Source organism: Pseudomonas sp. SDO5532_S415, assembly GCF_054071155.1.
The window spans coordinates 1-6,867 of record NZ_JBSVWS010000237.1 but is presented as its reverse complement, the minus strand read 5'-3'; the positions used below and the strand labels follow the sequence as shown (position 1 = coordinate 6,867).

The window sequence follows — 6,867 nt, the reverse complement described above, 5'->3', positions numbered from 1 at the left end:
CACATTCGAATGCATTCCACTGTGGGAGCGAGCCTGCTCGCGAAGAGGCCCGAATCAGCACCACAAGACTAAACCCTGAAAAAGGAAGTCCCCCATGACCAGCACCGCCCAGCACAGTCAGGTAGTCCAGAAGCAATTCGGTGAACAGGCCGCGGCCTACCTGAGCAGCGCTGTCCACGCTCAAGGCACCGAATTCGCACTGCTACAGGCCGAACTGGCGGGGCAGGGCGATGCCCGTGTGCTGGACCTGGGCTGCGGCGCCGGTCATGTCAGTTTTCACGTGGCCGCGCTGGTGAAAGAAGTCGTTGCCTACGACCTGTCGCAGCAGATGCTCGACGTGGTTGCCACTGCCGCGGTCGATCGTGGGCTGAGCAACGTGTCCACGGTCCTTGGCGCCGCCGAGCGCCTGCCATTCGCCGATGGCGAGTTTGATTTCGTCTTCAGCCGGTATTCGGCACACCATTGGAGCGATCTCGGCCTGGCCCTGCGGGAAGTTCGCCGGGTGCTGAAACCGGGTGGCGTAGCGGCGTTCATCGATGTGTTGTCACCGGGCAGCCCGTTGTTCGACACTTACCTGCAAAGCGTCGAAGTGCTGCGTGACACCAGTCATGTGCGCGATTATTCCGCCGGTGAGTGGTTGCGCCAGGTCAGTGAGGCAGGGTTGCACACCCGCAGCACCACGCGTCAGCGGCTGCGCCTGGAATACAACTCCTGGGTCGAACGCATGCGTACGCCGCAGGTGATGCGCGCGGCGATCCGCGAATTGCAGCAGTCGATGGGCAACGAAGTGCGCGAATATTTTGAGATTGAGGCCGATGGTTCGTTCAGTACCGATGTGCTGGTCCTGATGGCCGAACGATAAGAATTTTTCCGGGCGCGCCCCTGGGCGCACCGACTGATGACATGAGGAAAGCATGAGCAAGCAGATTCTGATTCTCCCAGGTGACGGTATTGGCCCGGAAATCATGGCCGAAGCGGTCAAGGTCCTGGAACTGGCCAACGACAAGTTCGCCCTGGGCTTCGAGTTGAGCCACGACGTGATCGGTGGCGCGGCCATCGACAAGCACGGTGTGCCGCTGGCCGACGAAACCCTCGAGCGTGCCCGTGCGGCCGATGCGGTGCTGCTGGGCGCCGTGGGCGGTCCGAAATGGGACACTATCGAGCGTGACATCCGCCCTGAGCGGGGTCTGCTGAAAATCCGTGCGCAACTGGGCCTGTTCGGCAACCTGCGTCCGGCGATCCTGTATCCGCAATTGGCCGAGGCTTCGAGCCTGAAGCCGGAAATCGTGTCCGGCCTGGACATCCTGATCGTTCGCGAACTGACCGGCGGCATCTACTTCGGCGCGCCACGCGGCACCCGTACCCTGGAAAACGGCGAACGTCAGTCCTACGACACCCTGCCGTACAGCGAAAGCGAAATCCGTCGCATCGCCCGTGTCGGTTTCGACATGGCCATGGTGCGCAACAAGAAGCTGTGTTCGGTGGACAAGGCCAACGTACTGGCGTCCAGCCAGTTGTGGCGCGAAGTGGTCGAGCAGGTCGCCAAGGATTACCCTGAAGTCGAACTGAGCCACATGTACGTCGACAACGCCGCCATGCAGCTGGTGCGCGCACCGAAGCAGTTCGACGTGATCGTCACCGACAACATGTTCGGCGACATCCTGTCCGACCAGGCGTCGATGCTCACCGGCTCCATCGGCATGCTGCCGTCGGCGTCCCTGGACACCAACAACAAGGGCATGTACGAGCCTTGCCACGGTTCGGCGCCGGACATCGCCGGCCAGGGCATCGCCAACCCGTTGGCGACCATTCTGTCGGTCTCCATGATGCTGCGTTACAGCTTCAATCAGCAGGCCGCGGCCGATGCCATCGAGAAAGCCGTCAGCCTGGTGCTGGATCAGGGCTTGCGCACGGGTGACATCTGGTCGACCGGTTGCACTAAAGTCGGTACGCAGCAAATGGGTGACGCAGTAGTCGCCGCGCTGCGGAATCTGTAATCTCTCGGGCCCGCTGCCTATTTCACCCCCGAAAGCAGCGGCCCACATTTCAAGAAGGTGTAGTTGCGATGAAACGTGTAGGTCTGATCGGTTGGCGCGGTATGGTCGGTTCCGTGCTCATGCAGCGGATGCTGGAAGAGCAGGATTTCGATCTTATCGAGCCGGTGTTTTTCACCACTTCCAATGTCGGTGGCCAAGGCCCGTCCGTGGGCAAGGACATTGCCCTGCTCAAGGACGCTTACAGCATTGAAGAGCTGAAAACCCTTGACGTGATTCTGACCTGCCAGGGTGGCGACTACACCAGTGAAGTCTTCCCCAAGCTGCGCGAAGCCGGCTGGCAGGGATACTGGATCGACGCCGCTTCCAGCCTGCGCATGCAGGATGACGCGGTCATCGTGCTGGACCCGGTCAACCGCAAGGTCATCGACCAGCAGCTGGACGCGGGCACCAAGAACTACATCGGCGGCAACTGCACCGTCAGCCTGATGCTGATGGGCCTGGGCGGCCTGTTCGAAGCCGGCCTGGTGGAGTGGATGAGCGCCATGACCTATCAGGCGGCCTCCGGTGCCGGCGCGCAGAACATGCGTGAACTGATCAAGCAAATGGGCGCAACCCACGCTGCTGTCGCTGATCAACTGGCCGACCCGGCCAGCGCGATCCTCGACATCGACCGCCGTGTCGCCGAAGCCATGCGCAGCGACGCGTACCCGACCGAAAACTTCGGTGTACCGCTGGCCGGCAGCCTGATCCCGTGGATCGACAAGGAACTGCCGAACGGTCAGAGCCGCGAAGAGTGGAAGGCCCAGGCCGAGACCAACAAGATCCTCGGTCGTTTCAAGAGCCCGATCCCGGTGGATGGCATTTGCGTGCGCATCGGCGCCATGCGCTGCCACAGCCAGGCCTTGACCATCAAGCTGAACAAAGACGTACCGATCGCCGACATCGAAGGTCTGATCAGCCAGCACAACCCATGGGTCAAGCTGGTGCCGAACAACCGCGATATCAGCATGCAGGAGCTGAGCCCGACGAAAGTCACCGGCACCCTGAACGTACCGGTCGGCCGTCTGCGCAAGCTGAACATGGGTTCGCAATTCGTCGGCGCGTTCACCGTTGGCGACCAGCTGCTGTGGGGCGCGGCCGAACCGCTGCGTCGCATGCTGCGGATCCTGCTTGAGCGTTGATCGACTGAAGCAATGAAAGAACCCGCGCCTTGAAAGAGGTGCGGGTTTTTTTATGGATCCATGATGTCTGTTCCGGCCTCTTCGCGAGCAGGCTCGCTCCCACAGAGTTTGGTGATTTCCCTGTGGAGGCGAGCCTGCTCGCGAAGGCGGTATGTTGGGCGCCGCAGATCCTGTCGAATTGCCTGCATGCCCACCACCCGGTAAAGTGCCGCTCCCCCCGTTTCGCCAGAGGTAAAACCATGAGCCAGTCCTTTGATATTGCCGTGATCGGCGCCACCGGTACTGTCGGCGAAACGCTCGTGCAGATTCTTGAAGAACGCGACTTCCCGGTCGGCAACCTGCACCTGCTGGCCAGCAGCGAATCCGCCGGCAGTTCAGTGCCGTTTCGCGGCAAGAACGTACGGGTGCGGGAAGTCGATGAGTTCGACTTCAGCAAGGTCCAACTGGTGTTTTTCGCCGCTGGCCCGGCGGTCACTCTGAGTTTCGCGTCGCGTGCCACGGCCGCCGGTTGTTCGGTGATCGACCTGTCCGGCGCATTGCCCGCCGATCAGGCGCCGCAAGTGGTACCGGAAGCCAATGCACACGTGTTGGCCAGCCTGAAAAAACCGTTCCAGATCAGCAGCCCGAGCCCCTCGGCCACCACCCTGGCGGTGGTACTCGCACCGCTGTTGGGCTTGCTCGATTTGCAGCGCGTCAGCCTGACGGCGAGCCTTGCAGTGTCTGCCCAGGGGCGTGAAGCCGTCACCGAGCTGGCGCGGCAGACTGCCGAACTGCTCAATGTGCGTCCTCTGGAGCCGACATTCTTCGACCGGCAGATGGCCTTCAACCTGTTGGCTCAGGTCGGCAAGCCGGATGAACAAGGCCATACGCTGCTGGAAAAGCGCCTGGTGCGCGAGCTGCGCCAGGTCATGGCGCTGCCTGCATTAAAGATTTCTGTCACTTGCATTCAAGCCCCGGTGTTTTTTGGCGATAGCTTTAGCGTGACCTTGCAGTCGGCGAGTGAGATCGACCTGAGCAAAGTCAATGCCGCGCTGGAAGACGCCCCCGGTATCGAGCTGGTCGAAGCCGGCGACTACCCGACACCGGTCGGCGACGCGGTAGGGCAGGATGTGGTCTACGTTGGTCGGGTTCGCCACGGTATCGACGACCTGTCGGAACTAAATGTGTGGCTGACGTCAGATAACGTACGCAAAGGCGCGGCGCTTAATGCTGTGCAGCTGGCCGAATTGTTGATAAAAGACCTGCTGTAAAAGATACTTGGCGACAAATTTTCGAATGGTTTCGGGCGAGCGCCATGCTTGGCCGGAATGCTGAAGGCGAGTCACCCAGTGGGGCTTTCCGGGGCATGCACGAAACAATCGCGCGCGACGACCCTTCGCCGCCGCGCGCCATGCCTTACGGCAGCGGCAATCAATACCTTCTCGCTGGCCGAGGAATGTTCAAACTAAGGATGAGCTATGGTTCAAGTTCGCAAACTGGTGTTAGCAATAGCGGCCGCCTCGGCGCTGTCCTCCGGTATGGCGCATGCCCTCGGACTCGGGGAATTGACCCTGAAGTCGACGCTGAACCAGCCGCTGGTGGCGGAAATCGAGTTGCTCGACGTCAAGGAGCTTACCGCTGCCGAAGTGGTGCCGAGCCTGGCGTCACCTGAAGATTTCGCCAAGGCCGGTGTCGATCGCCAGGCGTTTCTCAACGACCTGACCTTCACCCCGGTGTTGAACGCCAGCGGCAAAAGCATCCTGCGTGTGACCTCCAGCCAGCCTCTTTCCGAACCGATGGTGAAATTCCTGGTTCAAGTGATGTGGCCCAACGGTCGTCTGTTGCGCGATTACAGCGTGCTGCTCGATCCGTCCAAATTCTCGCCGCAAACCGCTGAAGCGGCTGCGCAGCCTGTACCGACTCAAGGCACAACGCCGGTCACCGGTGCGACCCAGCCATCCCAATACACCACTTCGGCGCGCGATACCCTGTGGGAAATCGCCGCGAAGGCCCGTAACGGCGGGTCGATTCAACAAACCATGCTGGCCATCCAGGCGCTGAACCCGGATGCCTTTATCGACGGCAACATCAACCGCCTGAAAACCGGGCAGGTGCTGCGCCTGCCGGATCAGGCGCAAACTGCCAGCCTGCCGCAGTCCAAGGCCATCGCTGAAGTGGCTGCTCAAAACACTGCCTGGCGTCAGGGGCGTCGTTATGTGCCCAAGCCTGGAACCGGGCAGCAACAACTCGATGCCACCAATCGCGGCCGCGGTGAAGCCGTGTCGACGCAAGCCGGGCGGGATAATCTGAGCCTGGTTTCTGCCGAGTCCGGAAAAGCCCGCGGCAAAGGTCCAGCCGGTGATGCCAAGGCCTTGAGCAACAAGCTGGCGGTCACCCAGGAAAGCCTCGATACGACCCGTCGTGATAACGAGGAACTGAAAAGCCGCATCTCCGATCTGCAAAGTCAGATGGACAAGCTGCAACGCCTGATCGAACTGAAGAACAATCAACTGGCCAAGCTGCAGGCCGAAGGCGCCGCAGGTGGGCCGGATGCCACTCCTGCCGCGGCCGCTCCGGCGATCACCGCTGAGCTGGCGGCCAGCCCTGGGGCAGCGCCTGCCGAACCTGCGCCTGCAACACCGACTCCGGCCGCGCCTGAGACTGCAGTGGCTCCGGCCGAGCCACCCGCCGAGGCTGCATCGCCAGCCTCCGACGAGCAGAAATTCAACGAATTGCTGACCAATCCATGGCTGTTGGGTCTGGCCGGTGGCGGGGCAGTGGTGGTGTTGCTGTTGCTGCTGTTGCTGGCCCGTCGCCGCAAAGCCCAGCAGGAAGCCGAGAAACATCTGCGCATGGCCCGCGCCCTGGCCGAAGAGCAGCCGTTTTCCTCGGATCTCGATCTGCCGGAAAGCAGCTTCGAAGGGCTGGAAGTACCACCGCCAAGCGTGAAGCGCGCTACCGTGCCGCCGCCTGCGCCAGCTCCGGCGCCGGTGATTGCTCCGGTCGTGGTGACACCGCCGATCGCCGCGCCGCTGGTGGCGCCGGCCGCCGAGCGTTCCGACGATGTATTGGGCCAGGCTCAGTCGCACATTGCCGCCGGACGTCTGAATCAGGCTGCCGCGTTGCTGGAAGAGGGCGTCAAGCAAGCGCCGCAGCGCAGTGATTTGCGCCTGAAGCTGATGGAGGTCTACGGCTTGCAGGGCGACCGCGACGCATTCGTGGTTCAGGAGCGTCAACTGGTGGCCAATGGCGATAATTTCGCCCAGGTCGAAAAACTGAAAAGCCGTTTCCCGGCCATGGCGCTGGTGGCCGCCGGTGGAATTGCTGCTGCCGCCGCCGCTGCCGAACTGGACGCGCAATACGTCAAGGACCTGCTGCTGGACGAGCCGCAAGCTCCCGCAGAGGTGCGGGCCGAAGACGATTTAGACAGTGCTTTCGATCTGAGCCTGGATGATCTGGACAGCGTTACGCCAGCAGCCGTTGCGCCAGCAGCGCAACCGGAACCTGAGCCCGAGCCGCAAGCCCCGGCCTCAATTCCGACCGATGACGATTTCGACAGTGCTTTCGATCTGAGTCTCGACGATCTGGACAGCATTACGCCGGTAGCTGTTGCGCCAGCAGCGCAACCGGAACCTGAGCCCGAACCGCAAGCCCTGGCCTCAATTCCGACCGATGACGATTTCGACAGTGCTTTCGATCTGAGTCTCGAC

Annotated in this window: 5 protein-coding genes; all 5 read left to right on the top strand. The window is 61.8% G+C overall.

Going from position 1 to position 6,867, the window contains the following annotated elements:
• The first annotated feature begins 94 nt into the window (after window positions 1–94).
• A complete protein-coding gene (locus ACW9HW_RS27990) occupies window positions 95–862 on the top strand; it encodes a class I SAM-dependent methyltransferase (protein WP_457402557.1) in 768 nt (255 codons plus the stop codon).
• A 52-nt stretch (window positions 863–914) separates the two neighbouring features.
• The gene (leuB, locus tag ACW9HW_RS27985) at window positions 915–1,997 is read left to right on the top strand and encodes a 3-isopropylmalate dehydrogenase (RefSeq protein ID WP_095193305.1); all 1,083 of its coding nucleotides are present in this window, start codon (window positions 915–917) and stop codon (window positions 1,995–1,997) included.
• 68 nt (window positions 1,998–2,065) lie between these two features.
• On the top strand, window positions 2,066–3,178 hold the full coding sequence (asd, locus tag ACW9HW_RS27980) for an aspartate-semialdehyde dehydrogenase (RefSeq protein WP_457402555.1): 1,113 nt from the start codon (window positions 2,066–2,068) through the stop codon (window positions 3,176–3,178).
• A 239-nt stretch (window positions 3,179–3,417) separates the two neighbouring features.
• The gene (locus tag ACW9HW_RS27975) at window positions 3,418–4,428 is read left to right on the top strand and encodes an aspartate-semialdehyde dehydrogenase (RefSeq protein WP_457402553.1); all 1,011 of its coding nucleotides are present in this window, start codon (window positions 3,418–3,420) and stop codon (window positions 4,426–4,428) included.
• A 207-nt stretch (window positions 4,429–4,635) separates the two neighbouring features.
• Window positions 4,636–6,867: type IV pilus assembly protein FimV (locus ACW9HW_RS27970; protein WP_457402551.1), on the top strand; the 2,232-nt coding region annotated here is incomplete at its 3' end.